Below are 24,849 nucleotides of genomic sequence, written 5' to 3'. Positions count from 1 at the left end.
AGCCCTCCGCGTCAACCACTCAAACCGTTCCCGCTGGAGTCAACCACGCGGAGGACGTACAATGGTCAAATCACGAGCCTGTCGATGACAATTGGCGTTGACCTGCCCATCGAAGCGGTCCCAGTGTACCGCCGTTTTCAACTTCTTACTGCGCGAAAAAAGTGTGAGCCACGAAAACGCCTCAGCGGACGATGGTGCGAACTCGACGGAGGCCTCTGCGGCGGCATCCGGCAAGCTATTCCAGCGTTTTCGCTCCAAGAGTGTCCAGGCCGATCGCAGTTTCGACGGCTCGGCACTCATCGATGTCAGCGGCGTCAATCATTTTTTCGGATCCGGCGACGCCCGAAAACAAGTGCTTTACGATAACAATCTGCAAGTCCAACCAGGCGAGATTGTGATCATGACCGGCCAAAGTGGGTCTGGCAAAACGACCCTGTTGACCTTGATCGGAACCATTCGCCAAATCCAGCAAGGCGAAATTCACATTCTTGGCCAACCGCTCCGCCAAGCGGCCACCACCGAAATCAATGCGATTCGCAAACGGCTGGGGTTCATCTTCCAAGCCCATAATCTGTTTGGATCGCTGACCGCCCTGCAGAATGTCCGGATGGCGTTGGAACTCCAACCAGCGGGGGTTTCGCGCCGAGAACAAAATCGTCGCTGCGGCGAGATGCTCACCGCCGTCGGTCTCGGTGAGCGGATCCACTACAAACCCAAGAGTCTCTCGGGGGGCCAGAAACAGCGGGTAGCCGTCGCCCGCGGACTCGTCCACCAACCCGAAATCGTGCTCGCCGACGAACCGACTGCCGCACTGGACAAAGATTCCGTGCGGCAAGTCGTGGAATTGTTCCAACGCGAAGCGCGTGAGCGAGGTACCGCTATTGTGATCGTCACGCACGACAACCGCATTCTCGATGTTGCCGACCGGATCGTGAAGATGGACTTCGGAAATATCGCGCAAGATACGAACCTCGACGAGGCAGCCCTGCTCGGTAGGATGCTCAAAGGCTGCGACGTCTTTTCGCTGGTTTCCGTCAGCACGCTGACCACGATCGCCCGTAAGATGAAGCGGGAAGAACACTCCCCGGGCGATCGAATCGTCACCTATGGCGATGTCGGCGATCGGTTTTACCTGATCCGAGAGGGAGAGGTTGCCGTCCGCCAGCCCCACGGCGACACCGATCGGGCTACCGCCGAGTTTCGCGAGGTCGCACGGCTCGGCGAAGGAGATTTCTTTGGCGAAACGGCATTGCTGACCGGCGACACGCGAAACGCTCACGTCGATGCACTCGCCGACACCGTCACCTACAGCCTCGATGCGGCGACGTTCAACGAAGTCATCGCGGGCCAGAAGTCGCTCGAGGAGGAAGTCCGCAGTACCGTGTTTTCAGAGTAGCCACCCGGCTTGACGATCAGCGCCAGATCGTCAGAATGGACGAAAATCGGTGACCGCCGAAAAGGTCGCCGCGAGGAGGATAAGCGAATTGGCAAGCAGGTTGATTCGAAATCAATTGCTCCGTAAGGAGTTGCGGGTTCGAGTCCCGTGTCCTCCGCATTTCATAAAAACACCGCCTGAAACATCCAGTTTTAGGCGGTGTTTTTTTCATCATGAGTCGCCACTGGCAGGCGATGCACAAGTAATCCTGGGAAGGGCGAAGCCGGGCGTCGTCAAAATTCTGTTCTCTACCCGCCTCGACAACCGCTCCGCCAGGGTGAGTTCTTGATTGCGTTGACTAAGCAACACAAGATGAATAAGTGTCGGTTTTAGTAGTGGACGAGGCGACGAGTCCTGCGGCTTTGGACTCGTCGCCTCGTCCATTACGACAAAAACTGATCGTGCGTTGCTAAGGGACGGTCGTCGCTAGCGGCACGCTACTACTGTTTATCGAACAGCCCCCAACGCGTCACAGCGAGCCTGGGCTCTGCTAGCTAGCGAAGGAAATTTGTGCACTGGGTTTAGCCGACGCCGTACCGACTGAGAAACATTTCAACGGTCCGCTCGACGATCAGGTTGCGTTTGCGACGCGAGGGGGTGGGCTCGCCGTGACAAATCGAGGGCCAGAACGCAAACGCGCGCAATAAGCCGACGAATTGCATCGCTGCGAACTCGGGATCCGCTTCGAGAAGGCAGCCCGAAGCCTGGGCCTTGTTCATCCATGTTGTCACTCGCCACATCAAATGTCGCGGGTCGACCTGTTGGCCTACATCCGGCTCGCCCAACACGCGCGACAAGCCGGCACGAGAAAATGCTTGCACCTCTTCCGACGTGAAAAAATCAATTTCCGAGTGCGCAAGCTCCGCCAACTGCTCAGCAAGGTCGCGTGATTCGTCGAACTCGCACGCGGGAAGTTGCTCGATGCGGAACTCCAACTCCTCGATGATCGCATCAAACAGCGCCTCCTTGCTGTCGAAATGGTTATACAGCGTTCGCTTGCTGACCGACGCGGCGTCCGCGATGCCGTTCATGCTGGCAGCGAAATATCCGTATCTCTGAAAAGTCTCTACCGCAGCCTGCACGATCGAGGCGCGCTTGCGATCAGTCAGCCGCTCTCGCGGGCTCGATTCACACATTGCACTCGAGGGTTTACTTTTATTCGCCATGAGCTAAGGTACACCCTTCAGTTTACTTTTCTGCGAGTTTCAGTTTGCGTTTCTGCAAGCTGCGACGAAAGCCATTCTGGCCGACGATCAATGCTACTTACAATACGAGACTTCGGCGCCATTGTCTTGACAATTGGCTCCTTCTGTGGATTCGGCCTTTGCGGTTGCGCGCAGAAACAGGAGGAAAGCGTCCCGCCTGAAAAGCCTGCTCTGCCGGTCACGATGACGACGTTACGAGAGTCCTCACCGACAAACACCCAATTCATAACAGGTTCGGTTGTGCCATGGAAAGCCGAGCAGATTGGATTCGAAGTCGCCGGACGTGTCGCGGAAGTCATCGAGCCCAACGAATCGGTGACGCCTCAAATCGGCGATGCGACCGACGAGCTGCCGACCGGGGCTACCCCGCTGGCCCGACTGGATGACGAGGCATTTAAGATTGCCGCGGAGTCGGCTCACGCCAGCGTCGAAGTCGCGAAGCTCAACCGCGATGCCAACCTTGTGACGATTGAGAGGCAATTGCCCGCTCAGATTGAAACCGCCAGGGCCGAGGCGGACCTAGCCGCTCTCGAGTGGAAACGCGCCCTCAAGCTTTCGAAACAGAATGCGATTTCACGCTCGGAACTCGACGCCGCTCAAACCAGTGCCTCCACGACGAAATCGCGTCTCGCCAGTTCTCAGGCTGAGTTGGCTCAGGCGAAAGCCCGCCAGCTCGCACTCGATGCCCAGGTCCTGCAGGCTAGCCAACAGCTTTCCGAAGCCCAACGGAACCTTCGAAACACGGTTCTCTTCAGCCCCTTTCCCGGTCAGATTTCACAGATTCATGCCGTTCCTGGCACGTACGTTAAGGCAGGCGATCCGGTGGTGACCGTGCAGATGATGGATCCGATGGCCGTTGAATTCGAGGTCACCGCCCGCGCCTCGCGCCGCTACCGTCGCGGCGACATGTTGTCGGTTCAGGTGACCGATGGCAATGGAATGTCGCGGCAACTTAGCGGTATGGTGTACCGGGTCGATACGGTGGCGGACCCTGCCGCGCGAACGTTTACGGTGACGATGCATGTGCGAAACGAGATCGACGAATCGGGGTTCGAGTCGCTAGCCACCGACGATCCGATCGCGTGGACCGATAAGATCACCCCCCTGAACGTCGGCCCGATCATTACCGGCGACCAGCGGCTGTTGGTGGTTCGCGAAGCGGTTCACACGATCGGCGGCGAGACGTTTGTCTGGAAAGTGACCAATCGTCGTTGGGGAAGTCCGTCGCCGCCAGGCGAGCGTCTGCTTTCAGTCACCAAAGTTCCCGTCCGCATCACCAGCGACGTGATCCCCTATCTCGGTCGGTGGAAGTTTGTCGCGATCGAGTTCACTGACCCAAGTGTGGAGATGGATGTCGAGCACGATTTGATTACCGGTGCACTGCACCTCAAACCCCAAGATTCGCAATCGCCCGGCGGCTCCACAAACAAACGTCCAAGTCTGGAAACCTGGAACGGCTCCCAAGTCATGCTCGACGAACAGCGTTGGCTGTTGCGATCGGGAGATGTTGTACAAATTTCGTTGACTTCAAACAAACCGACCGGTGGCTACTACGTCCCGATGAAGGCTGTTCGCCAAGAACGGGGGCTGACCTTTATCCATTTGATCGACAGCACCGAGAGCCAAGCGATCGCGCGGCGTGTCATGGTCGATGTCGCCGACGGAGAGTCGGTCATTGGGGAAAGAGTATTCCTTCGGATCGCGTCGACTTCGCAGGAAGAGCTACACGAGGGAATGCAGGTCGTTATCGAAGGGACTCACTACTTGAACGATGGAGACCGCGTGATGGTTTCCCCGCTCGTCGGAGTGCAGCCATGAGAAACCTTCCCGAATTTGCTGTGCGTCGGCCGACGATTACGATCACGCTGGTGTTACTGCTCGTCGTTTGGGGGTGCGTCAGCTTCTTCACCATGCCGCGTCGCGAAGATCCTGAATTCACGATCAAGATCGCCGTGGTGACCACGCGTTGGCAAGGCGCGTCGGCGGAACAGATCGAAAAACTGGTGACCGATCCGCTGGAGGATGCAATCGACGGATTGGAAGAAGTCCGGTTAATTCGATCGACCTCCAGCAGCGAACAGTCGGTTATCTTCGTCGAACTCGAGGACAGCGTACCAGGTGCCAGGGTAGACGACGCCTGGGATCGCGTCCGCGCCCGGATTCGCAACGTGTCGATGCCTCACGAGAGCATCTCGCCACATCTGTTCGACGAGTTTTCGGATACCAGCGTTTTGCTGTACGCGGTCCACCAGCGACCGCTCGACGGGGATTCAGTCATCGCTCCGAAATATGCCTACTCGCCACGGCAGCTCGATCTTTTTTCTGAACGCATACGCGATTCGCTTCGGCTGCTACCCGGTGTCTCGCTAGTCAGTCGCTTCGGAGTGCAGGAAGAGGCGATCTACATCGAGACAGACGAAGGGAATTGGTCGGCGCTCGAATTGACGACAGATCAAATCGAAGGACTCGCCCAGTCGCAAAATATCGTGGCACCAGGTGGAAAAATCGACGGCGAAGACGGACGTTTTTTTGTCAAGCCCAGCGGTGATGCCAGTGCGGTGGAGGCGTTTGACTCGTTGGTCGTTGGTGTCGTGGCGACCAGAGACGAAGTGGGCGATGCAGCGGTCAATCAAGTGCAGCTCAGAAACATGGGGTTAAACGTTCGGCGTGGCTACATCGACCCGCCCCAGCAGATTTGCCGCTACGGAACACCCGATCTGGAGACGCCCACGATCATCCTTGCTGTATCGATGAAGTCAGGCGCCAACATCATTGACATCTGCGACCGTTCCAAGGAAAGCGTCGCCCAGTTGCAAAGCACCGGGGTGTTGCCACCCGATCTGGCGGTGTCGATCATTTCCGATCAATCGGACAGTGTGAAGCAACGTATTCGCGAAGTTGGCGAGAACATCGCCCAGGCGATTCTGGTTGTGGTTGTCCTGGTGTATCTGGTTGTCGGCTTTCGCACGGCTGCCGTCATGGCGGCCAACATCCCGTTTGTTGTCATCGCGTCGCTGGCGATCATCACCCTTTTTGATGTCCAGCTAGAACAGATGTCATTGGCGTCGATGATCATCTCGCTCGGCTTGTTGGTCGACAATGCGGTTCAGGTATGCGACCAGAGTCGCACGAACCAAATCGCCGGCATGAGTCCTCGCGATGCATCGGTCGCCGGTGCGAAAATGCTTGGCCCGTCGATGCTCAGCGGAACCGCAACGACGGTTGCCGCCTTTATCCCAATGTTGATTGCGATGGATGGTGCCAACCGCGAATTCATCTACAGTCTGCCAATCACATTGTCCATCACCCTGGCTGTCAGCTGGGTACTGGCCATGACCTTTTGCGTCATTCTTGCCGCCTGGTTCATTCGGCCACCGCGTGACCCGTCTCGCCCATCCGCGCCGCTGCCGTGGCTGATGGATAGGCTTGGAACCGCGTGGCGCGGTCTTCGCAGGAAGAAAGCGGGAGCTTCGCCTGTGCAAACGGGAGCAGCTCGCGGCTTCTATCGGATCTACGGCAGCGCAGTCGCTTGGGCGCTGCGCCATCGGCTTGTCACCATCCTTGCCTCCTTCGGCACATTGGTGCTTGCGATTCAGCTTCCCGTTTCGAGCGAGTTTTTTCCACTGACGCAGCGCGACCAATTTGCCGTTGAGATCTATTTGCCCGAATCGGCTTCGATTGAACAAACCAACCGCGTTGCTCGCAAAGTGGAAGAGATGATCCGCGCGCTCAGCCCGCATGTCGATGCCGAAGGAAATTCGCATCAACGATTGCTCAACATGCGTACCATCGTCGGCGGAGGTGGATCGCGCTGGTACCTGACATGGGAACCGGAAGCGCTGAAGCCCAACTACGCCGAAATCCTGATCCACACGACCAAGGGAGAGTTCACCCACGATTTTTCCGAGAAACTGCGTGTCGTTGCGCGGCGGGGAGACGAAGCCTTGGGGCTTTCCCCGATCGCTGGCGCCCGAGTGGTACCGGTCGAGTTGGCTCTAGGCCCACCGGCGGACCCTGTCGTGTTGCGGGTCGTTGGTAACGGACTTGCAGACGCACGCGAACTCCGACGCATCGCCAACCGCGTCAAGTCGATCGTGGATGCCGAACCGGACACCTGGGACGTCAACGATTCGTGGGGCGTCTCTGGCCAGCAGCTGTTCGTCGATGTCGATTCCGATCGAGCGAGCCTTTCAGGAATTCGCAACGCGGAGGTTGCCTCAACGCTCGACGCCTATTACTCGGGAAAACTACTGACGATGTATCGCGAGGGAGACCGGCAAATCCCGGTCTACTTTCGATTGAAACCTGAAAGCCGCCAGTCGCTTGGTGCCGTCAACAACTCTCACATCGAAAGCCGAGTCGGCAAGGTTTCACTGGCAGCGATTGCAAACGTCGAACCGCAATGGCGTTTGGAGACGATCGATCGACGCGACGGAAACCGAACAATCGAAGTCCGATCGCAGATTAACTACGGCGCGTCCGGAAACGACATTACCAATCGAGTCTTCCATTGCGAGGCGATGGAGCAGGTGAAAGCCGAATTGCCTCCCGGATTTCGCATCGAGATCGGCGGCGCTCTCGAAGAGTCGATGAAGGCGCAAGGGAAGATGTTTCGTTCGTTTGGCATGTCATTTATTGCAATCGTTCTGCTATTGATTTTTCAATTCAACAGTCTCTCCCGCACTTCAATCATCATGGTGACCTTGCCGCTCGCCCTTGTGGGATCTTTGTTTGGTCTATGGGTGACCGACAATGCGTTTGGTTTCATGCCGCAGCTTGGCGTGTTGGCATTGTTCGGAATCGTATTGAATTCGGCCATCCTGTTCGTTGAATTTGCTGACATCGTCGTGGAGAAAACATCAGCCGAGACAGCGCGGCCTCTGACACGCAACGAATATCATGCTGCCATCGTCTACGCTGCTCGGCAACGCCTGATGCCGATCTTTCTGACAACCGCGACCACCGTGGGCGGCCTCATTCCCCTCGCCCTTGCCGGCGGCCCGCTGTGGCAAGGTTTAGCTTGGTTGCTCATCTGTGGTCTTACGTTTGCGACCGCACTGACGCTTATTGTCATCCCCGTCCTCTACTCCTTCCAGTCCCCCTCATCTCGGCTTCGCGAGAACAACAATCCTCCTTCAACGTCCACCGGTATGACCGATGACCGGCATCGAATTGCACTCCCATAAGACACCCTGAATTCGGAGCTTGAACTTTGACCACTGCGTTAGCCCACGACTGGCGAACGTTCACCGCAGAATTCAAGCGCACGATGATTCCTATCCCATCTCCGTGATGGAGCATTCCTTCAGGTCTCTGAAACAGGTGTGGGTCAAGGAACGAGGCGTTCGCCGATTTCAATGAAACAGTACCAAGCGTGTTTGAATACATCGGAATGTTCTGCAACACACCACGCATCCACCCAACCCTCAGCTACCAGACGCCCGAGGGGTTCGCAGCCCTTCACGGGAGCAATCCAGCAAGCTAAAAAAGGGGTTCCAGGTATCCGCCAGCCCTGCGCCAACGCAAATCGGAACGAATCAATGTTGAAATCATGTTGCCTATCTCCTGGCTTGTATGCTGCAATGTTGCTCATTGCCATTTCGGGCTCATCGTTCGCCGCAGATCGGCCCAATATCCTGTTCATCGCTGTTGACGATCTGCGTCCCGAACTGGGCTGCTACGGGCACGAAGCGATCACCCCCAATCTTGATCGGCTAGCGGCCAGCGGCATGCGGTTCGACCGCGCGTACTGCAACCAAGCGGTCTGCGGTGCCTCACGTATCTCGCTGATGACCGGTCTGTATCCCGAATCAACCGGCTTGCGAAGCTTTCACGTCAATGGATGGCGAAAAAAACTCGCTGGCGTGACAACGCTCAACGCGCACCTCCGGGAGCACGGCTACCTCACACTCGGCCTCGGAAAGATCTATCACGGGGCTTCCGGTCACGATGCGGTCGATGGCGACAACTGGGATCGATGGTTTGATGTGAAACAAAGAACCCATTGGGTCGCCCCAGAAAACATCGCGATTCAAGATCGCAATGCGAAGGCGCATCAGGAGACGGGCAAGGGACCCAAACGAGGTCCGGTGACCGAATCGATCGACGTTGCCGACGACGCCTACGTCGACGGCAGACGAGCCGACCTTGCCGTCGGGTTGATCAACCAGCTCGGTGGTCGGCCGGAGAGCTCCGCCAAAACACCGCTCGAGGAGAACATGCTTGATGAGCAGAAACCATTCTTTCTCGCCGTTGGCTTTACCAAGCCGCACCTGCCGTTTGTCGCCCCACAGAAATACTGGGATCTGTATCAACGAGAGGATTTTCACATGCCGCCGAACTCTGAAATCCCCCCCGGGTATCCGCGTGGGGCTGCCAACCTGAACCCAGGTGAAATCACTTACTATGGCGGCATCCCGGCCGGCAAGGCTCCAACGGCTTGGCCCGATCCTCTGAATAAGCGACTGCTACACGGATACCATGCCTGCGTGTCCTACACCGACGCCCACATTGGACGCTTGCTCGACGCCTTGGAAAGCAACGGTCTAGCCGACGACACGATCGTCATTCTGTGGGGCGACCATGGCTGGAAACTTGGCGATCATTCCTCGTGGTGCAAGCATACGAATTTCGAAGTCGATACCCGTGTGCCACTCATCATGCGTACTCCAGGGATGGAAAGCTCCCATGGAACGCACACGTCCTCACTCGTCGAGTTGATCGATCTCTATCCCACCCTCTGTGAACTTGTCGACGTTCCACTGCCATCGCATCTCCAAGGAGAATCGTTCGCGAAAACCCTTGGGGATCCTTCTGTCGAAGCCCGCAGTAGCGCTTACTCGTCCTATCCGGCCCGCGTCGACAAGGTCAGTACGATTGGCCATTCGATCCGTACCGCGGATCATCGTTACACGCAGTGGTGGGAAAAGAACGACGCGGGATCCGTGGCCGCAGCGGTTGCAACCAATCTTTCAGAGGACGCTGGCGAAACCACCGCCCTATCGGACGACGACCCATTGCTGGCGGAACTGGCCGAGCAGCTCCGGTCGCGGGTCATGGCTGCACGCGAGTCCTCGGCCCCCATCACCGACTAGGGTTTGCAAGCCGATTTCAACTACGCAGGAAAAGCCAAACGGGCTGGTGAGATGGAATCAGCGATTCGGCTCCTTTCCCCCGATTGCGTTTGACGCAATCAGATTCCCATGACGCGGGTGTTCGATCGCTCCTCGCCTTTGGCAGACAACATCGCAATCCGTTGGCTGACGCGGAGAATCTATTTCTTCTTGAGCGAGATCGACATGCCGCCGCGAACGACGGTATCCAGGTTCGGATTGGTCGTGATCGCTTCCATGAACGGCGGATGAGCCATGCGTGGGTTGATGTTGTGGGCCAAGATAAGTCCACCTGGACGCAGTTTGGGCATCAGCGTGTTGAGGTAGTCGATGTAGCCTTCCTTGTCTGCATCCAGAAACACCATGTCGACGGTTCCTTCGTACGACTTCAAGTTCTCATGAGCATCGCCTTGGACGATCGTGATCACATCACTCAATCCGGCTCGTTCAAAATTATCGCGAGCCTTCGCGGCACGATCCGCGTCAATCTCGTAGGTCGTCAACTTGCCGCCGGTCTCTTTCAGCGCCAATCCGATCCAGATCCCTGAGATGCCGGTTGACGTTCCCAGTTCGACAACGTTTTTGGCTCCCATGGATTGTGCCATGATCCGCAACAGTCGACCGTCGTTCTCAGGAACATTGCGAAAGGGCTGGTTAGCGGCGATGTCGTCGAGCACCTTTAACGCATTCTCTTCAAAGTCATTGTGTGGGACCGGCGGCTTTTCGAGTTCGAGGTCGCCGGAGTTACGATCACCTCGCGGGCCGCCCCCGCGTTGAGCAGAAACGACGGAGGTGGCCAAGCATAGCGTCGCCGTTGCCAGTGCAAGGACGTAGGGACGGTACTGAAGTGACATGCGTTGGATTCCTTTTTGAGGCTTTGGTGGTCAATCGGTTAACCGTGTGGGCAATTCCCGTCGCCATCGCCGAGAAAATACGCAGCGAGGAGCGCGCGGTTCAACGAGTCTTCCTACCAGTATGGTCTCTTCGCACCCGATACACAACGTTGCAGAACCCTGCTGCCGATCAGGAACACAGGAGGTAGGAAGTGCCTCATTTCCGTTCACCCCCCCGCCTGACAGGGCCGAGCGAAGCGAGTGGCGGGGTACGCTGACTTTCTCTGCTTGCCCTCCCCGGCCTGACGCGTGCACAGGCCCTAAATCCCGGTTTCCTTGGCTCATCCGACCGAAGCGTACTTTTTGCGTGTGGGGACTCTTTGGCCTCACGCAGCTTATCCAACCCATTGATGCCTCCTTCCGTCGGAGGGTCCCACCATGTTCGGCCCGGCATCGACCTGGCTGATATCGCCCCCCCGGCAGTGAGAAGCGTCAGTTCTCCAGCCCAAGCGATGCAGTTGGCGGCGATATTCTAAAGGGGCGTATACAACGCCAGCAGCTAGTCCAAGACATAGGCCGCAGCGAATTCTGAAGTTACGCCGTTGGAGTCACATCAGCGTCAACAGCAAAACACGCTTCCTGATGTTGCCCCTATCCCGACTTTGGTTCGAAACTTGCACGCGTAGCTGCGGACTGAGACCAGCTGTGACGTGCTACCGTCGCTTCGACATCTGAAGATTTGGGAAACGGCGAGGACTGCGTCCTGGACTTCCGGCGCCGTCATGACTCTGATTACCCAGATTATGTCGTCGCCATTCCCAGATTTTGGCGTGACAATCTAGAGCAAACTATGTCCATCGGCATAGCATTCTATAAATCCCCGCCAAGCAAACCACCAATAAGGAGTATGATTGACCAGCCCAAACAACTCCGAGTATGCTCGAGTCGATAACTTGCTCCAATCCGCCCGAATGGGCGATGCGACCGCTCTGGGTACGCTTTTCGGGCTCTACCAAAACTACATTCGCTTATTGGCCGCTTCACAGATCCGGGCACGTCTGCGTGTGCGTGCGAGTGAGTCCGACGTAGTCCAGGAAACCCTGCTGAATGCAACTCGCGGTTTCTCCGAATTTCGAGGCACTACCGGAGGCGAGTTTGTGACTTGGCTGAAGGCCATCCTGACGCGAAGGATCCAAACCTTGATCCAGACGCACGTGGATGCTCAGGCTCGTGATGTTCGAAGAGAAGTCTCGCTTGAGACCGTCGGCAAGTGGCTAGACCAGTCCTCGGTCCGTCTCGAGAATTTTCTGATAGCATCTGACCGCTCACCCGGCTCGCAATTGGCCAACCATGAACGTAGCGTTCGCGTCGCCAATGCGCTGGCGCAGTTGAGAGAAGACCATCGCGAAGTACTGATGCTGCGGAGCATCGAAGGCCTGGGCTTCCCTGAAGTCGCGGAGCAGATGGAGCGATCCCACGGTGCAGTGCGGATGTTGTGGTTGCGGGCCATTGAAGCACTGCGTGACATACTCGACGTAGAGAACGAAAGATGATCCTGGACCAAGCCACGACGGATGAAAGGCTGTTAGTCATTCTCGATGAGTATGTGGAGCGTCGTTCGACTGGCTCGATCGCACACGGCGACTTCCTTGCGGACTGTGAGCGTCGTTACCCCGACGGATCGATTGCTGAACGCTTACCTGGATTACTCGCCAGCTTGGACGCCCTTCACGGATTTGCACCCGAAAGCGAGTGTCCGCCCGCCAATGCGAGTTGGGAAAGTCTGGTCGCTAAGAAAATAGGCGACTTTGAAATCCAGCGTGAGATCGGTCGTGGCGGAATGGGAATCGTTTACGAAGCACGACAGATTTCGCTCGAACGAATTGTTGCCTTGAAAGTTCTGCCGACTTCGGCCACGTTGGATCAGCAACAGATCGCACGGTTCATAATCGAAGCACAGGCCGCCGGTGGACTGCACCATCCGAACATCGTGCCAATTTACGGGGCGGGTATCGAAGAGGGAGTTCACTGCTACAGCATGCAGTTGATTCACGGCCGCTCGCTCGATGAGTTCATTTATGACGAACCGCCCGAGATCCCACGTGCGATCCGCTGGACCCTACAGGCTGCCGAGGCGATCGACCATGCACATCGTTGCGGCGTGATCCATCGGGATATCAAACCCTCGAACTTGATCGTTGACCGCGACAGCAAAGTCTGGGTAACCGACTTCGGTTTGGCTCGCTGTCGTCGAACCAGCGGAGGCGATCGAGAAGGGATTACCGGAAGTGGTGCGGTCGTGGGCACACTTCGCTACATGAGCCCAGAACAGGCGATGGGTAACCCCGCGCTCGTTGATCATCGCAGCGACATCTATTCAATTGGCATCACGCTCTGTGAGATGTTGCGGGGAGAACGCTTCAGCGAGGGCGATCACGTCCATGTTCGACGCGTGAATCCACTTGTCTCGCGTGACATCGAAACGGTGCTGATGAAATCAGTGGCGGCCGAACCGGGAGAGCGTTACCTCACCGCGGGCGACCTCGCCGAAGACCTACGCCGTGTACTGGCGGCTCGCCCCATTCTCGCCCGGCGACCGTCGCTCGCTGACCGCATGACGAAATGGACGCTACGGCACCGACGTAGCGTTGCTATTTCCGCTATCACGGTGCTAATCGCTTTGATGACGTCACTGCTGGCGATGACAAAGTTCGCACAGCAGAAGACGGCCCTGCAGGCTGCCTTACTGCAATCTGATCAAAACCTGATTGCTGCGGATCGAAATCTCAAGCAGGCCAATGCCAATTTTCAACAAACACGTGAAGTACTCGACCACTTCGGTTTGATGGCGGCTGAACGACTGCGGGGCGTAGCAGGCGCAGAATCACTTCGTGAAGAACTCGTGCGTGACCTGTTGACGTATTACGAGCGTTTTGCAGACGAAGTCGAATCGGCTGCTGAACTTCAAAATGAACTTGCCCAAACCCATCTTCGAGCAGCAAAGATCATTGAAGAAGTTGGTGCGACTCGGCGAGCCCTGGCCGCCTACGAGCGGGCAGCCACGATCTTAGCTAAGCTGCCTTCGTCCCCGTCGAACGATCACGAGATCGCACTCTGCCAAAACAGCATCGCGATCTTGCACGCCCAGCACGGCAAGACTGCCAAAGCCGAAGCAGTTTATCAGGAGGCGATCAAACGACTCACCGCGATAAATCAGCCCGCAACTTTGGCGACCGTGCGTGGCAACCTCGGTTTGCTGCTCACATCCATGAACCGTGATAAAGAGGCGAGTCGCGAATTTGAACTCGCGACCGAGGAACTCTCGAACGGAAAGGATCGTGGCCCCCTGGAAACACTGACCGCGGCACTGATTTGGAACAACCTGAGTCATCTTCTCCAAGCCGATGATCTTGAACAGTCTCTCGCGTTGAATTACAAGGCGATCGAGGCCCTCCGCGGTCTCACCGTCCAGGTCGCAAACCAGAAACCCATGCAAACTGAAAACACACCTCACGAAAATATGCGCGCCTTGGCGATGAGTCTGAGCAACCAAGCTTCGCTCCTGACGCGTTTGGATCGCCCCGACGATGCGATCGCCGCCTACCAGGAATCAATCACGCATTTTCGTGAACTCATTGAAATCATGCCTATGAACGTTCACTACACCGAGGAACTTGCCATCACCTACAACAACTTTGGTCGCTTGCTGTATCGGCAAGCAGGTAACGAAGAAGCTCGTCACGCCATGACCCAAGCGCGCAACCTAATGCAGTCGCTTGCTCGACGTCGTCCAAGTGAGCCTCGTTATCTGAAGGCTTTGGCGAGCATGCAGCAGAATCTAGAAAGGTTCCCAAAATGAGTCACATACGTATCCTACGTTTCGAGGTGATGGAGCCTCGTATCGCGCTGTCCGCCAACCCGTTCGAACTGCTTGCGCAACTGCAAGCCGACATCGCGGCTAACAAGTTTGACCCACGGCAGGCCGAAGAAATATTGGAGCAAATCGTCCAGTCTCGCGAGGATTCGCTCGTCAGTCTACCGCCAGTTCCCTCGCTGAATAGTTTGGGCGATAGCCAGAACACCGGTGGTCAGATTGACATTCGCGATGTGCAAGGCCAACACGCTGTGGTTGTGCAGGCCGGAGTCGAGTATCTCGCGGATCCCCAAACGAACACCGCCGCCGATGAGCTCGATGCGCACCGGGATAGGGAGATGCCAGAGCGAATCCCCCCATTTCGAGCCAATTTCCCTGCCAAACGACCAACGGTTCCGCCGACGATGGAGTTGAATGATACGCCCATCGTTCGCTTCCGCGTTGACATACGCGACCTGCAGGGCCGGCCTGTCGATGCCGTGGAAGCGGGAGGCACGTACCTTGCCAAGGTTTTCGTGCAAGATCTGCGTGATCCGAAGGCCGTCAATCCAGCCGACAACGGGAAAGGCGGGTTGTACCAAGCCTGGGTGGATCTGGAGTTTAGCGAGAACCTTCACCCGACAGGAAGCGTTCGAGTAAATGAGACTTTTTCTAGCTGGGAATTCGACCCGAAGATTGATGGATCATGCCTACGAAACCTGGGCGGAGTCGCGAGCAGCGGAACCGCATTCGGAGGTGCCGAGCAATTTTTGCTAGAAGCTCCTTTCGTCGTGGACAGCACGGACGCGCCAAGCCGTATCCAGGTCGCGCCGTCCACCTTGCAACATGATCCGGTGTTGCTATTTGGCTCTGGCGACGCGGTCCCCGTTCAAAGCATCCATTCGCCGACATTCGATCTGCCGAGTCCAACAAATGACGATCCGAGTGATAACACAAGCACTCCCGTGATTAATCCATCCAACGACTCAGCTACTGATCCCCCACCTCCTGCACCGCCCGCGACTGTAGTGTCGAATTCGGGAGATGCTTCCCACGAGGCTTCGGGTGAGAATTCCTTTACGCTAGTTTCATACATCCCTTCGTTTCGAGACGACTACCCAGACTCACATTCGAAATGGCGAGATGAGGATGACTGGTGGGGGCCGGAACGGCGTGAAGACGGAGAAAGTTATAGTGACCACTGGAGTGAACTCGACGGACCGAACGAGGACACGAATCCAGTGAACCAAGCAGACTCACTGTCCACCAATGACAGCGAGTCTGAGAAAGAGGAAACAGAAAACGAGCGTCGCAAGCGACAATCAAAGCACGCTGGATTGTTCTACGATGACGCACTGTTCTTGGAAGGCGCGCTCGTGGAAACATTCCAATCAAGGTTTCGGCTGCATCTTCAAGTTATCTCCCCGCAGCGGCACGCAAACGGAGGCACAGCGGAGTCTATTGCCAATGAGCACGCCACACCTCAGCGAGACGGTTTCATCGACATCGCTGAGATCTTGACGCCCAATCACAGTGCAAAACCGTGGCAGGATAACGTTGACGAAGCCATTGCTAGCAACGAGGAAACCTCATCGCCAGAACACCACAGACCGGCTATCGACTGGGGAGCAATTGTTCCCTCGACAGAAAATGCCGCTCCACATCACGAAAGAAAGCAAGCGGAAGCCGACCAGAAACTTCCCGATCAACGGACCCCCTTTGCGATGAACCAATCAGTCGAAAATTCACCAGGGACAGGACTCCCACCGACCGATCGATAGCGGAGCGACACCGAAAACGCGTGGTAGCCCGGTTAGACCACCACGCCTAAAGCTGCCTAATTCCTCAGGGATTCAAGTCGGTTCAGCTCATTGATCACTGCGAGGTAATCAGAATACGTAAGTACTTCATCGCCATCGACATCAACATAACTATCGCTGCACTTTTCAAACACAAGAAAGTCCGTTGGTGGTGGATACCCGCCGTTGGTGTACAATGAAATAAGGTTGTACACGTGTAGAGCATCCAACCCCGATACGTATCCATCACCGTTACAATCAAACCGATTGCCATCGCGTTGGAACAAATTGCGATTTGCTGCGTTGATGATCAGCAATGCATCCAACGCTGTGACGGTTCCGTCACCGTTAACATCTGCCTGCGGATCACTGGTGCCAATCTTCGCAAAGACAGCGTTGACGTCGTCTTGCACGTTGAAAAAGTAATCGCCATCGGCGTCATACCCATGGCCTGGGCCGCAATCAATACCGTCCCCAAACGCTGAACCGCAGCAGACCAGCAATGTCAAAACACAACTAAAAACCTTCATACCTTTACTCCTTTTCTGGGATTGCAAACGATGAGCTAGCTGAACCTCTCAGCCTCTCAAGTAAACTTACTAGTTCGTCACCACGAGTCTCCAACTTATCGATCTCGTGCTTGGTCGCTGCATCGCAGGTTGATGTCAAGCGACGCGTTAATTCTTGCGCTAAAGCGACTGTAGACTGGCCATCCAGCTCCGGAACTGGTACGGGTAACAACGGATCGTTAACCGCGAAATATTCGTTCAAAAAGCGGTTCCGCTCTTCTTCGATGTCCGCACGCTCTTTTTTGGAACAACTGACATGTGACTGAAACGCCGGATCGATAAAAACCTCCGCCCCAAGCAATACAAATTGGATTGCGAGCAGATCGCTTCGAGGTCTTTCTGGAACGATGGATTCCACTTGAATGTCAATCTCTTTCATCCATCCTTCCACAAGTTTCGTGACCGTCAAGACGTCGGCTTCCGTGAGCTCTCGCTGGCGGCCTGACGAACCTCCTGACAGCTGGACTAGTTCTTGGTGTGATTTCTCTTGGAGCATTTTCACCATCTCTGCGAGATGCTCATGAGTTTGCTTGCTGACACCAACAGCGTTGCGAACTTCGTCGAATGCTAGCAGCGACACGCGTCCAATCGTTCCAGGTTGGCACCGAAGCTGCTGCCTGAGCAACAGTTTCCTGACATCCTCAACGGTGACTTCGCGTTCGCCTGCATCCTTTACTGCGGACACCCGCTTTAGGTCCGGGCTACCTGCCGACACGCTGTGCGACAAACATACGACGACAAAGACAACCTGTAATATCTGATGCAACATTGTATTGTGCTCTAGGTAAAAGCCGGGGTAATTCTCAAGTGCGATCTGTCTAAAAGAGGGCTCATCCGACGGAAGCGTGCGGCCGAGGTTTTCAAGGCATGGCTCCAGTATGCAAGGATTTATTTGTGGGATGTGATTATCAATGTTAGACTGGCACTGCCGGGAGAAACGGAGCCGAGCTCTGCAGAGGTGCTGGCTTGGCAAGGGATATCTCGGTCGCCAGCGTTTCCCTGCAAAAGCGGTACGCCAATGGTGTTGTCGGTCCCTGGCGAGAGTTTGTTCGTCAGGGACGCATTTCTGAACGATCATTGGATACGAGAGCCATGCCTCAAAAAACCTTCCGCTGTGTTCTGTGCACGCTTCCGTCGGATGAACCTAAAAGAGCCGGTCCAACCTTTGCTCATCATCTGGATCGCCCTGGTTGGCAAACAAACGATCGACCGACCCCGACGGCAGCACCGGGAAAGTCGCTCTATGAGCGGTGGTGTCTTGCCCTAGTATGTTGATGATCATCAACGCGTCCAACGCCGTAACCTTACCGTCACTGTTGACATCGTTCGCCAGATGGTGCCCTGACAGATCAGCCACCACCTTGAGACCGGACGTGGTACTCGAACTGCTTTCGGCGAGTGAATTGATAACCTGGAGAGCGTCCAAGGCTGTGATTTCCCCATTGCCGTCCACGTCGGCAGAACGCTTGAATCGAGCTGCAGTCGCAACCACTTGAGGAGTAATCTCGCCAGCGTCGCTTTGCAGTCGCCAACTGATGGATGGCTCAAGTCGAATTGCTGGATCACCTTCTGCTATCCTCTCCCACTGTAACTCGCCAATTTTCCCATCCCCTTGACCGTAGACAGAACTACCATTGAGTTCGATCGCAGCTAGCTCCGCACCGGGAACGCTGGGAACCTCTCTGTGTTCGGACAACGTCTCGTATGCATCGCCGATGGTTACCTCAACAAGACGAACGACCGCAGGATCGTATGCGACAGCCAAACTGAAACTATCTGGCGTGTCCGGCTCTGAGATTGCCGAAAAATCAATCACTGTTGTGATTTCGCCATTGAGCTCGCGAGAATCGGTCGACAGATCGCCAAGGACCTTATCATTCACTGATACGTGAATCGACGCGACAAGCAGCCGCCCATCCGTCGCACGGGCGACAATTGAAACCTCATCCGTCCCTGATACGCCCTCAGGACTTCGGTAATAGATACGTTCGTTTTTCGCGTCGCCCTCAATCGTGAGGAGCCGCAATGTCGAACCCAACGAAGACTCACCGCCCAAAATTTCAGCACTTGACCAATGACCACCAAGGGATCGCAGATCAAGACTTGCATTGAACCCGCTGTACTCCATCGAAATCGCGTGACCAGACGCGCCACGCTCCGGAGATTGGATTGCTTTCCAGACGCTAAACTGTTCAGAAAGTGATCTAAGGTACTCAGCGCTCTCCAAGCTAACCGAGTCGTCTGTCGGCCGCAACACCTCGCTGCTCCACCCGTCGGCAGCCAGCAAGACGCGATCACTCAATCGCTCCACACCCAACCCAACCCTTCTTCCTCTCGTCATTTTTTCACCTTTTTCCGGACCCGCAGATTACGAGAAGCCTGCACGCGAACTGAGGGTTCCGCCAAGACGCTGATCAGTTCTTTCCTCTTCACCTAGACAGTCTCCCTGGCAAAACGCAAAGCTTTAACGACAAAACTACGTAAACTCTCAACGGCGATGCAAAGAATCGCGACAAACGACCCTCATCAGTGAGATGACTTCAATACGGCATCGACATCGGCCATTTAGGCCATCGGCTCAATGCACTTGGGTGATCTCATGCTCCGCTCCTAGCGATATAGACGGGGAGACCCCAAAACTGCCACGCAAAAGTCTAAAACTTTTTGTGAGCTGACTGAAAACGCGCTCGTTCCTCGGCCAAAACCGCTACGATTTTTGCAAAATCTAGCGGCAAGTTTGCTAGCTCTGTGCAAGTTTTCGCTCATCCAGGCTACTCACCGGAACTCACCACGTACCCGGCGGGCGTATCCTCGGATTCCAGATACGCCTATTTTGGCGGTGCCCTAGCTTGCGGTAGCCGTTGCGGTTGTCCAAACGATCCCCAACGCAGGAAGGCGGCCGACGCTGCCAACTGTCGCCCACCGCCGAAAGGCAGCCCTTGCTGTCGCGAGCCCCTCTGAACAGCACCTAATCGAAAACCAACAAACGCACGCATTTCACGGTCAGTAGCGTAGACACGGCAAATACCGCCGGAAAAGGACGGTGCGCCGCGTGCTGCAATGCTCACTTCTTCTACAGACTTCAACACTAATCCTCGTCGCTCCGCATGCCGACGCGTCTCTCGTGCACACCACAGACTGCTTACCCCTTGTTCTCACAGGACTGTGGCCGATTGCTATGCCCTGATGCTCGGCCCAACGGAACCTGGTGAACCCAGCAGACTATCACTAGGCAGATTTGTTCTCGACTCCTTGCTCAGCCATATCGGCAACCCAGTCGGCTCGTTGCGATGAGACATGGTCGGTGGAGACAGTCGCGAGTGCAGAATCCTTCACTTTTCGGTACCACGATGTTTTCCGCGTGACACGCAGATCGCGACCATGTCTCTCGAAATAGGAAACTACTCGACGGACGACGCAGGAGAGAACCGAAAAAAGCGACATCGCAATGTAAATCCCCATGAGACCGATCATCGTCATTGACAATCGGTTCCTTAGGCATGAGGCCGTTCGCTTCTCGCCTACATTCACGAACCGTCGGTACTTGATGTATCTGGATACCCTATTGGCATCATCTCTCCAGAACCTAAAGGGACGCTTAAACCCAATGAAGTCAACCCCTGACTGGGACGACGACTCATGCTTTCATCGAGACAAACTTATGATCAATTGTACACGCATCGCTAATGCGGATGTTTTCGGCCTCGATGCACAACACCAGGGCACGAAAAATGAACGGCTCGCCAACTCCATCAATGCAGGGGCGGGGCACCTCTCGCATTATCAAGTTAGCTTGTCCGCCGGACACATTGACTCCAACGCGTCTGAACTGTGCGTACTTGCTAGGCCAGATCATGAGCTCACCACTGGACATGTTGCCTTGAGCGATGGAAACCAATGGGAAAAATGTTCATCGCACGCCGCGCCATCATCACTGTGCCGAGAAGACTCATCACTGACGCATAGCTGTACTACTCGGATGAGTCTAAAGCCGACTCCGAAGAGTTCATGGTTGTGCATCATGCCGCGCTGCTCTGTCCTAATCCTGCTCAGACGAGAAACAATGGGTTTACCCCGAGCACATAGCAAGCGACTGAGCTCCTCCCGTTCAGATCTTTCTGATCTCCAGCAGCGAGCGATCCTCGATCCCGAACTTGGCAAACACGGGAAAAACTTTGCGCTCACCTTAACCTAAACCTCCACACTAGGACGAACTGATTCAGCTAGATCGACAAAAAGAAGGGTATCGGGATGCGAAAGATTGGGGACCTGCTAATGCAACACAAAACATAACAGTGCGCTCCAACATATCGTTGCCTGATTCGCATCAAGCGAGCGTTTCCAGCAGGGCCGAATTTCGATCCGCCTGCTTCATAACCAGCCACCCAATCTTCAGGCCATCATCTGCATGTTTTGTTCCACTGCGTTCTCATTGACAGCTGTCTTCCAGCCATATTGAATCCACCTATTTACTTATTTCGCTCGTATATATTGTCGCCGAAGAATGTTCGGGGACCGATAGTATTCGACATATTCAGTTACGTTTTCTTTGCGTTTCAACACACACCAACTTAACTTCACGAGGAAGTAATGTTTAGATTCTGGTCTTGCTACACCCTTCTCACACTGGCATTTTCAGGGACGGTTACTGGCGAGGTCACCACCTATTTGGGCGAGGCTGACTCGCCAGAAACTGGCCTGCTGCCGTCGGCTGAAATGGAAGGTTCAGCTAAATCGCAGACGGTGGACTCAAGAGTGGCATCGCGGACTGCGTTCGTACCGAAGAAAGCTTCGAAGTCGCAAGCGAACGTCGGCGTCGACGCAGCACTTGCTACGACCGACACCGCAAGGAGCGATGAAGCTTCTTCGCCGGCATCATCTAAGGCGGGACCAATAGCCGGCATAAGCTTGGAGCGGAGCGATCGAGTGATGGAAGGCCTAGACCTCTCCCACACAGATGTACTGATGGATCCAGATCACATTTTAGTTACCGGCGATGAATTCAAATCCAGCACCAGCATTCTAACTGGCGACGAGTTTCTTGATTCACAACAGATTGCAAATCCCGTGTTCTCGCTGTCTGATGCTTTGATTCTTCCTATGAGAGAGTCGACCAAGACAGACAAGCCGAAAACCGCGTCGGCATCACCTGAGGGAGAAGCGGGGAGAATCAATCGGCGTGATATTGTCGACTATAGTGTCGATGAATCGATGCTTGCGAGCGATTCCATATACTTCGATCTGTCACGAGCCGAGAGCTCTGATCTGGGATTTCGTAGTGGACCTGGCTCGAGTGACACATCCTCCAATCTCGTTCGTGACGAGTCGCTAGCCAATCCTTCCTCGTTCGGTCTCCTTGGAGCATCGAGGCGATGGATTTCTATTGCAGGTTTTGCGTTGATTTTCACAGTGACAACTGCTGGCGCAGTTTTCCTAATCTCACGCGCCCCCATTTTGGAGTTCGACGATCCGCTAAGCTATAGCGTCGAGGGTCCTGGGCCAACCAAGCTCGATCGTGGATCTGAGAGCAGGCGCCACCACTCGGAACACCGACAGAAAACACGCAGAGATACCCGTGAACACGTGCAAGTTGTAAACCAGGGTGCCGAACTTCTGCCCAGCGATCAACTGGAAACGATTGAGGATGCCGCCTATTATCTGGTGAGCGGACTGACAGAGGCCGAGCGTGATCTATTGAGAGACGCTCCTGACGACATGCTGTGCGCCGGAATAAGAATAGGAATCCGTCAAAACTGGCAAGTATGCAATCCAAAGTCTTCAGTTTGCGTTGACGCGGCGGATAACTACAGCGTGTACGTCGCCGACGAGGTCTGCGATGCTATCATTGAAACTGCCCAGGAATTGATCAGCATCAAATCGAGCAGCGACAGATAGAAACCTCACCCTTACAGGTTCTTTGCGGATTCTGGTCGCTGGAGTCCAAGATGTTGGGTTTTGCAGGCATCTACTCCGGCGTCTATTGAGCAAAAAGGAATTTCTCGACGAGAGTATTCCCTTCGAGAACTGGTTCTTCTCGGAATTTAGTGGCAGGCATCCAGGATGTTGGATTTTTGAGGCATAGGCTCCTGCGTCCAGTGAGCGAAAAACGGATGCCCGGCAAGCGTGAACTTGCCGAGCATCAACCGCACCGCTGGCGCGCTATCGACCGAAATATCCCTTCCCCGGCCCGCGTCCCCACAATTGCCCAAGTCCGTTTGTCTCTGCGTAAGTCAATGTATCGTCTACTCTCAGATGATGCCAAAACACCATAGGACGCAGGAGTAAATGCCTCGAAAATCCACCACACTGTGGAGGTCATTCAGGAATCAAACAGCGCGTTCGGCGCCACTAAATCCCGAGAAGAAACATCCGGTTTTTGAGAGTTATGCTTTCGAACCCTCCCGTCCGCGTTATCTCTGGACCGACTCAACCGCTTGACTCGGTACTGAGTATCTCGATCAGGTTCTGCTGGGCTCTACGCTTCGTGGGGATAGGTTCCATAAGACTTCAGCACGCGGGTTAATTTCTTGGGTTCGATTTCGCCGACGACCACAACGACGTTTTGATCAATCATCGAAGAGACCATGCGACTTCCACCTTCGACCTGCTCGCTCACGTGGCCTTGATTCAACTTTTTACGTTGCTTCGGAAACACCGCCAGGCTTTCGCGAGGCAATACGAATATCGAGACCGGAGAATCGTCGACCGAACCGACAACGTAGGCGGCCGGTTGGCCCGCGAACTGACATAGGCCCGCTCCACCGACGGCGAAGCCCGAATCTTTGCGTGGCGGGCAACGTACAGGAAACGAGACGCGAGCGACCAAGTATTGATCGACCGCGATATCTGAATCGCTTTCAAAATCAGGACGCAATCCACCGCTGGCGACGTGTCCATGTACTTCGGCTGAAAGACGGGCTAGATCAGGAACATCGCGCAGAATCGCACCCGGACCATCCGCATTGGGCAGATATAAGCTGATGAGCAACAGGACGCTGGCGGCCAACGCGGCGACAGTCGAGCCGAGCACCAACCACGCGCGCGATGACTTGTTCGGAACGGCTTCGACCTGAGATAGGATCGCTGGCCAGTCAACTGGCGTTGTACCATTGTCCGGATCGGGAGGGATGGTCGCTAGGCCATCAGCGCTCTTGAGACGCTGTTGGATGAGCGACTCAAGACGAGATTGTTGCCCGAACCATTGTCGACAGGACGCGCATTGATCCAAGTGCTCGTTCAACCGCAGATGCAGTTCTGGGTCGCCTTCGGAGTCATGGTAGAGATCCCAATGCCGGCGTGTTTCTTGGCAATTCATGCTCGCTCACCTCGGTTGAATAGTCCGTTCTGCCTGGCGTATTCCATCAAATGCTCTCGCAATTGGATTCTCGCTCTGGAAAGTAATCCCATCACGGTGCCCATGGGAATGTTGAGCATCTCAGCGATCTCGCGATACTTGAAGTCACCGATTGCCCGCAGCAGGAAAATTTCACGCTGCTGCTGCGGCAATTCATTGACGCCTTGCATGACCAACGAATCGCAATGATCCAAGACCGTGGTTGGAGCGTCCAACAATCGGCTCAGGTCAAACTGATCGATCAGCAGCGTTTCGACCGAAACTTGGTGCGGAGGATCGTGGTCGCGCAGTTCCAGCGGTGATCGGTCAAAGGCTCGGTTGCGATTGAGCGTTTCGAGTGTCACGTAGCGATACATCCAGGCACGAAAATTGGTTCCCTCGGCGTACTTATCGAAGTCGCGAAACGCAACCGCTACCGCCGATTGCAGGACATCGGACGCCTCGTCAGGTTGGCGCAGCAGGCGACGACAGTACACCGTCAACTGCTGTTGAATCGGTACCAAATGCTCGATGAATCGGTCGGCTTTTCGCTGTTTCGGGTCACTCAAGGGAAATGGTCCCGTGCCAAAGGCGAGTCTCCATGAGGGGAAGTTGTCCACTGACACTCGTAAATGTCCCCACGGACGCATTCTATTACAAGCAAACGAACAAATACGAAAAAGAAACTTTTCTCTCAACGGCTGTAATAG

General features: G+C 55.3%; 15 protein-coding genes, 1 tRNA gene and 1 pseudogene. 10 read left to right on the top strand and 7 right to left on the bottom strand.

What is annotated here, in order from left to right:
- Positions 1 to 163: 163 nt before the first annotated feature.
- The gene (locus tag CA85_RS10625) at positions 164 to 1,396 is read left to right on the top strand and encodes an ATP-binding cassette domain-containing protein (RefSeq protein WP_146391294.1); all 1,233 of its coding nucleotides are present in this window, start codon (positions 164 to 166) and stop codon (positions 1,394 to 1,396) included.
- Positions 1,397 to 1,470: 74 nt separating this feature from the next.
- Positions 1,471 to 1,553: transfer RNA gene (locus CA85_RS10620), tRNA-Ser, on the top strand.
- A gap of 403 nt (positions 1,554 to 1,956) precedes the next feature.
- On the opposite strand, the gene CA85_RS10615 is transcribed toward CA85_RS10620, so the two are convergent.
- Entirely contained in the window at positions 1,957 to 2,571 is a 615-nt protein-coding gene (locus tag CA85_RS10615; RefSeq protein ID WP_146391293.1) for a TetR/AcrR family transcriptional regulator, read from the bottom strand.
- Between the two features lie 252 nt (positions 2,572 to 2,823).
- Here CA85_RS10615 and CA85_RS10610 point away from each other — a divergent pair, with 252 nt between their 5' ends.
- The 4 genes and pseudogenes from CA85_RS10610 (at position 2,824) to CA85_RS10595 (ending at position 9,734) form a co-directional block, all read left to right on the top strand.
- Entirely contained in the window at positions 2,824 to 4,458 is a 1,635-nt protein-coding gene (locus tag CA85_RS10610; protein WP_246112678.1) for an HlyD family secretion protein, read from the top strand.
- Positions 4,455 to 7,826, top strand: a complete 3,372-nt coding sequence (locus CA85_RS10605) for an efflux RND transporter permease subunit (protein ID WP_146391291.1) — start codon at positions 4,455 to 4,457, stop codon at positions 7,824 to 7,826. The genes CA85_RS10610 and CA85_RS10605 overlap by 4 nt, the downstream gene beginning before the upstream one ends.
- A gap of 161 nt (positions 7,827 to 7,987) precedes the next feature.
- A pseudogene (locus CA85_RS26110) lies at positions 7,988 to 8,125 on the top strand (hypothetical protein); the annotation flags it as partial.
- Between the two features lie 55 nt (positions 8,126 to 8,180).
- The gene (locus tag CA85_RS10595; RefSeq protein WP_246112677.1) at positions 8,181 to 9,734 is read left to right on the top strand and encodes a sulfatase; all 1,554 of its coding nucleotides are present in this window, start codon (positions 8,181 to 8,183) and stop codon (positions 9,732 to 9,734) included.
- Positions 9,735 to 9,913: 179 nt separating this feature from the next.
- Here CA85_RS10595 and CA85_RS10590 read toward each other — a convergent pair whose 3' ends face one another.
- Positions 9,914 to 10,606 carry an O-methyltransferase gene (locus CA85_RS10590; protein WP_146391288.1) on the bottom strand — a complete coding sequence of 231 codons (693 nt, stop codon included), beginning with the start codon at positions 10,604 to 10,606 and terminating at the stop codon, positions 9,914 to 9,916.
- Positions 10,607 to 11,496: 890 nt separating this feature from the next.
- On the opposite strand from CA85_RS10590, the gene CA85_RS10585 reads away from it, so the two are divergent.
- The 3 genes from CA85_RS10585 to CA85_RS10575 are packed head-to-tail and all read left to right on the top strand — an operon-like array spanning position 11,497 to position 16,219.
- On the top strand, positions 11,497 to 12,138 hold the full coding sequence (locus CA85_RS10585; RefSeq protein WP_146391287.1) for a sigma-70 family RNA polymerase sigma factor: 642 nt from the start codon (positions 11,497 to 11,499) through the stop codon (positions 12,136 to 12,138).
- Positions 12,135 to 14,444: a serine/threonine-protein kinase gene (locus CA85_RS10580; protein WP_146391286.1), complete on the top strand. Its 2,310-nt coding sequence runs from the start codon at positions 12,135 to 12,137 to the stop codon at positions 14,442 to 14,444. Before CA85_RS10585 ends, CA85_RS10580 begins: the two co-directional genes overlap by 4 nt.
- On the top strand, positions 14,441 to 16,219 hold the full coding sequence (locus CA85_RS10575) for a hypothetical protein (protein WP_146391285.1): 1,779 nt from the start codon (positions 14,441 to 14,443) through the stop codon (positions 16,217 to 16,219). Before CA85_RS10580 ends, CA85_RS10575 begins: the two co-directional genes overlap by 4 nt.
- Positions 16,220 to 16,275: 56 nt before the next feature.
- Here the strand turns inward: CA85_RS10575 and CA85_RS10565 are convergent, their stop codons facing one another.
- The 3 genes from CA85_RS10565 to CA85_RS24850 form a co-directional block, all read right to left on the bottom strand.
- Positions 16,276 to 16,767: a dockerin type I domain-containing protein gene (locus CA85_RS10565; RefSeq protein WP_146391284.1), complete on the bottom strand. Its 492-nt coding sequence runs from the start codon at positions 16,765 to 16,767 to the stop codon at positions 16,276 to 16,278.
- Between the two features lie 4 nt (positions 16,768 to 16,771).
- Complete coding sequence (locus CA85_RS10560; RefSeq protein ID WP_146391283.1) at positions 16,772 to 17,575, bottom strand: hypothetical protein; 804 nt, start codon at positions 17,573 to 17,575, stop codon at positions 16,772 to 16,774.
- 375 nt (positions 17,576 to 17,950) lie between these two features.
- Positions 17,951 to 18,688, bottom strand: coding sequence for a dockerin type I domain-containing protein (locus CA85_RS24850; RefSeq protein WP_186774861.1), 738 nt, complete (start codon positions 18,686 to 18,688; stop codon positions 17,951 to 17,953).
- Positions 18,689 to 21,396: 2,708 nt separating this feature from the next.
- On the opposite strand from CA85_RS24850, the gene CA85_RS10545 reads away from it, so the two are divergent.
- A complete protein-coding gene (locus CA85_RS10545) occupies positions 21,397 to 22,701 on the top strand; it encodes a hypothetical protein (protein ID WP_146391280.1) in 1,305 nt (434 codons plus the stop codon).
- Between the two features lie 580 nt (positions 22,702 to 23,281).
- On the opposite strand, the gene CA85_RS10540 is transcribed toward CA85_RS10545, so the two are convergent.
- Both CA85_RS10540 and CA85_RS10535 read right to left on the bottom strand, forming a co-directional pair.
- A complete protein-coding gene (locus tag CA85_RS10540) occupies positions 23,282 to 24,121 on the bottom strand; it encodes an anti-sigma factor family protein (RefSeq protein ID WP_146391279.1) in 840 nt (279 codons plus the stop codon).
- Positions 24,118 to 24,708 carry a sigma-70 family RNA polymerase sigma factor gene (locus CA85_RS10535; protein WP_186774860.1) on the bottom strand — a complete coding sequence of 197 codons (591 nt, stop codon included), beginning with the start codon at positions 24,706 to 24,708 and terminating at the stop codon, positions 24,118 to 24,120. Before CA85_RS10535 ends, CA85_RS10540 begins: the two co-directional genes overlap by 4 nt.
- Positions 24,709 to 24,849 lie beyond the last annotated feature (141 nt).

It is taken from the genome of Allorhodopirellula solitaria (assembly GCF_007859855.1).
Taxonomy (GTDB): domain Bacteria; phylum Planctomycetota; class Planctomycetia; order Pirellulales; family Pirellulaceae; genus Rhodopirellula; species Rhodopirellula solitaria.
The sequence above is the reverse complement of the archived record's forward strand: the minus strand, read 5'-3'. Positions and strand labels throughout refer to the sequence as shown.

Excerpts from the sequence above, each read along its gene's own strand:
- CA85_RS10610 (WP_246112678.1), top strand. The coding sequence starts at position 2,824 with ATGACGACGTTACGAGAGTCCTCACCGACAAACACCCAATTCATAACA.
- CA85_RS10590 (WP_146391288.1), bottom strand. The coding sequence starts at position 10,606 with ATGTCACTTCAGTACCGTCCCTACGTCCTTGCACTGGCAACGGCGACG.
- CA85_RS10615 (WP_146391293.1), bottom strand. The coding sequence starts at position 2,571 with ATGTGTGAATCGAGCCCGCGAGAGCGGCTGACTGATCGCAAGCGCGCC.
- CA85_RS10540 (WP_146391279.1), bottom strand. The coding sequence starts at position 24,121 with ATGAATTGCCAAGAAACACGCCGGCATTGGGATCTCTACCATGACTCC.
- CA85_RS10565 (WP_146391284.1), bottom strand. The coding sequence starts at position 16,767 with ATGAAGGTTTTTAGTTGTGTTTTGACATTGCTGGTCTGCTGCGGTTCA.
- CA85_RS10545 (WP_146391280.1), top strand. The coding sequence starts at position 21,397 with ATGTTTAGATTCTGGTCTTGCTACACCCTTCTCACACTGGCATTTTCA.
- CA85_RS10560 (WP_146391283.1), bottom strand. The coding sequence starts at position 17,575 with ATGTTGCATCAGATATTACAGGTTGTCTTTGTCGTCGTATGTTTGTCG.
- CA85_RS10580 (WP_146391286.1), top strand. The coding sequence starts at position 12,135 with ATGATCCTGGACCAAGCCACGACGGATGAAAGGCTGTTAGTCATTCTC.
- CA85_RS10595 (WP_246112677.1), top strand. The coding sequence starts at position 8,181 with ATGTTGAAATCATGTTGCCTATCTCCTGGCTTGTATGCTGCAATGTTG.
- CA85_RS10605 (WP_146391291.1), top strand. The coding sequence starts at position 4,455 with ATGAGAAACCTTCCCGAATTTGCTGTGCGTCGGCCGACGATTACGATC.
- CA85_RS10575 (WP_146391285.1), top strand. The coding sequence starts at position 14,441 with ATGAGTCACATACGTATCCTACGTTTCGAGGTGATGGAGCCTCGTATC.